Consider the following 2,976-nt stretch of genomic DNA (forward strand, 5'->3'; position numbering starts at 1 on the left):
TTGCAAATTTGATTGCAGGAAAATATGGTCTCAAAATATCTACCACCGGAATTTTCAGGACTTCTGATGGTGGTGAAACATGGAATAGTTTGTAACATTATAATTTAATAAGAATATGAAAATTAATTTTAGACAAATCGAAGCTCAGACTTCGTTCGAAGGTGGAAAGCAAACCTTCGATGCAGCCGAAACAGTCGGCAATGAAATGATGTACAACGGCAGCATCTTGCTGGATATTGGCTTTGAAGACCTGGCGAAAGCTATCTACTATTCAAAAGGTGAAGTAGAAATCCCGGAACGCTACTGCAAGGCTCTTGAACTTGTAGTGAAGAACTCGCGGCTTATAGCTGCTGTGAAGCGTGAAATTATTAATCAGTTGAATTGTAACTAATGGGGTATATCAAGTTTGTTTTGAGCCGTACAACGGATGAGCAAGGTAATACTACTTATGCGCGTATCAGCCGTATTGAAAGTGATATGGCTGATACAAGTATGCTTGAAACGAACCTGATAATGCACGCGCTTTCCGCTCCAGGTGGAAAGGTTGAACAGGAAAGTAAGGGATTCCCTTATGCGTTTTCTTTAATATTTGGAGAATAAACTATGGAACTGAATATAGGCACTAAAGTTGAGAATGAAGGTAAGAACTCCCAAGGACGTTTGTCGGCGAAAGAGTTTAACCAGATGGTTAGCGTCATCCAGCAATTGATTGGCGAGAGTAAAACATTGAAGACTTTTTTCGGACTTCTTGCCGGGATGGTGACATCTGTCGAAGAAGGTGGTTTTCATTTTTCCGATTCAACTGGAAAGGATGTGATGAATTATACTGCTGAGGGCTTGGATGCTGCCAAGGTTTCCCGGCATCTGGTTTCTCTCATTTTGAGTGCCGGTTCTGTTACTGTTGATGTGTTGGCTAAGGATATTGTAGGAAAGATTTCTACTCTTGTCTCTGTCGAGGAAGAAGGGTACCATTTCCCGGACTTGACCGGAAAGGATGTGATGAATTACACATCCTCAGGGCTGGATGCAGCACAAGTCTCAAAGCATTTTGTTTCTCTTATTCTGAAGAACGGTTCTGTAACAACCAACATGTTGGCCAGTGAAATAGTCAACAAGATAGCAAGCCTTATCTCAGTAGAAGAGGATGGTTTTCACTTTCCCGATTCAACCGGCGATGATGTGATGAATTACACAACCGACGGGTTTGATGTCGCTAAAGTTTCTAACCACTTCGTCCAGGTGTTGAATCAGGCAGGAGTAACCGGCAGTCTTGAATATGATGTAATAAATGATAATGTATATAACTTTTAAAGCTAAATAATATGTCTGGTATAGCAATCTACGCATCATCCAATTTGGGTGAGCATTTATCCGTAAAGCCTACACCGATTGAAACAGTCGGTGTGGTAGGTCTTAATATTAATGGTGATCTTACGCCTTATGGCATATCCTCCGTTTATACTGTCACTTATCTACCTGTTTCAACGACTCAAAGGGGTGTGACGTGGAGTATCCAGTCCGGTAGTGAGTATGCAGATATCAGTACTGCCGGTATTCTGAGTATAAAGGAAAATGCAAATCAGTCTCCGATTGTCATTCGTGCAACTTCAACCTATGACACATCTGTTTTTGCTGAAATTACCGTTTCTGCAACATATTATTCTGGTGGTGTGTCACGTGTTATTCAGGAGTATTGTGACAGGGTGGTTGCTGATGGCGGTGTTATATTGAAGGGTACTGCTTCGGCCACCCAAGATGAATACGATGCTCACGTTGCTTTGTTGGGCACTACTCCGAAGTTGGATTTCTTGGGATATAAATTAGGTGACGGCGGAGTGGTGGCTAAATTATATTCGCTTGATGAAATGTTTGACTGCGATAACTTGACGAACGTCATAGTGCAGAATGGCGTTATAACGACTGAAGTTGCCGGAGTACTAAATTATTCTTCTAATTTAGCGCAGGGCGGGAATCTTACATTAACGAAGATGTACTACGAAGGAAATGTGGTACAGTATGGAGGAAAGGAATCTGTGTTTATAGGAGGGCTGTTGAAGGCGAATTATTCACCTGTTATACCGGCCATATTCTTTATGAGTAATTACATCAGTGTCCAGTATAGCGTTAAAAGGTCGTGCTGTGAGTCATTTCCGGTGTCTAAGATTACAAAGATGCTGGTTGAGGTGGATGGCGCTGCCAGCACAGAAAATTATGATTATGTTACAAAGCTGATTGTGGATGATACGGATATTCTTTCAACGAAGCAAGAAGGTATTGACTATTGGAATGTCGGCATTAGCGACAGGAGCTTCCTTAAGATTTACAATGGTTTTAAACTCTGTATAGCTGGGTAATTATGAACAAGAAAATAGTGCAATTAAAGGATGAAAAGAACAGCATCATGCCACTGCCTGTGACGGTGTCGGATGCTGTATATCTTACTAATGTAGGTCCGCTGCGTGAAGCCGTAGGGATGATACCGGCGAATGCGGATGTGAATGGCATGACACTGACGCAATTTATGAATCAGGCGTATGGTAGTGGTGGTACATTTACCTTTCTGCATATATCAGATACGCATAAGTTCAATCACGGAATAACCAAGTGTATCGAATTGATGGGTCAGAATACCGATATTCCCTTTACGATTATAACCGGCGACCTGCAGCTTACCGGCGAAATGAAATCTACCATTCTTGCAAGTGATAAACCCTTCTTGTTGATGCTTGGCAACCATGATGTAGCCGATGACTTCGGGAGTGATCAGATCGGTGCCAGGAATACATATATTGCTCCATTTTGCGAAAAGTATGTGACTATGGGTTCGCAGACCTCAAGTTATTGGTATAAGGATGTAACGACGCCTTCCGCTACCATTCGAATAATAGCATTTGACGAATATGAGTATGTGACTGTTGGCTCTCCGGCCACATCGCGGTATTCGGTTGTATATTCACAGCAGCAGATAGATTGGTT

Annotated in this window: 5 protein-coding genes; all 5 read left to right on the plus strand. The window is 42.0% G+C overall.

Annotated features, from left to right (window positions below; translation table 11 throughout):
• Nucleotides 1–115 precede the first annotated feature (115 nt).
• Nucleotides 116–391 (plus strand): hypothetical protein, encoded by a 276-nt coding sequence (locus QZ135_RS24810; protein WP_294615791.1) that lies wholly within the window; start codon nucleotides 116–118, stop codon nucleotides 389–391.
• Nucleotides 391–600 (plus strand): hypothetical protein, encoded by a 210-nt coding sequence (locus tag QZ135_RS24815; protein WP_118421887.1) that lies wholly within the window; start codon nucleotides 391–393, stop codon nucleotides 598–600. The genes QZ135_RS24810 and QZ135_RS24815 overlap by 1 nt, the downstream gene beginning before the upstream one ends.
• A 3-nt stretch (nucleotides 601–603) precedes the next feature.
• Nucleotides 604–1,311 carry a hypothetical protein gene (locus QZ135_RS24820; RefSeq protein ID WP_294615794.1) on the plus strand — a complete coding sequence of 236 codons (708 nt, stop codon included), beginning with the start codon at nucleotides 604–606 and terminating at the stop codon, nucleotides 1,309–1,311.
• 11 nt (nucleotides 1,312–1,322) lie between these two features.
• Complete coding sequence (locus tag QZ135_RS24825) at nucleotides 1,323–2,354, plus strand: hypothetical protein (protein WP_294615796.1); 1,032 nt, start codon at nucleotides 1,323–1,325, stop codon at nucleotides 2,352–2,354.
• 2 nt (nucleotides 2,355–2,356) lie between these two features.
• The coding region (locus QZ135_RS24830) for a metallophosphoesterase (RefSeq protein WP_294615798.1) at nucleotides 2,357–2,976 on the plus strand (620 nt) is incomplete at its 3' end.

Origin of the sequence: uncultured Bacteroides sp. (assembly GCF_905207245.1) — a bacterium.
Classification (GTDB): Bacteria; Bacteroidota; Bacteroidia; order Bacteroidales; family Bacteroidaceae; genus Bacteroides.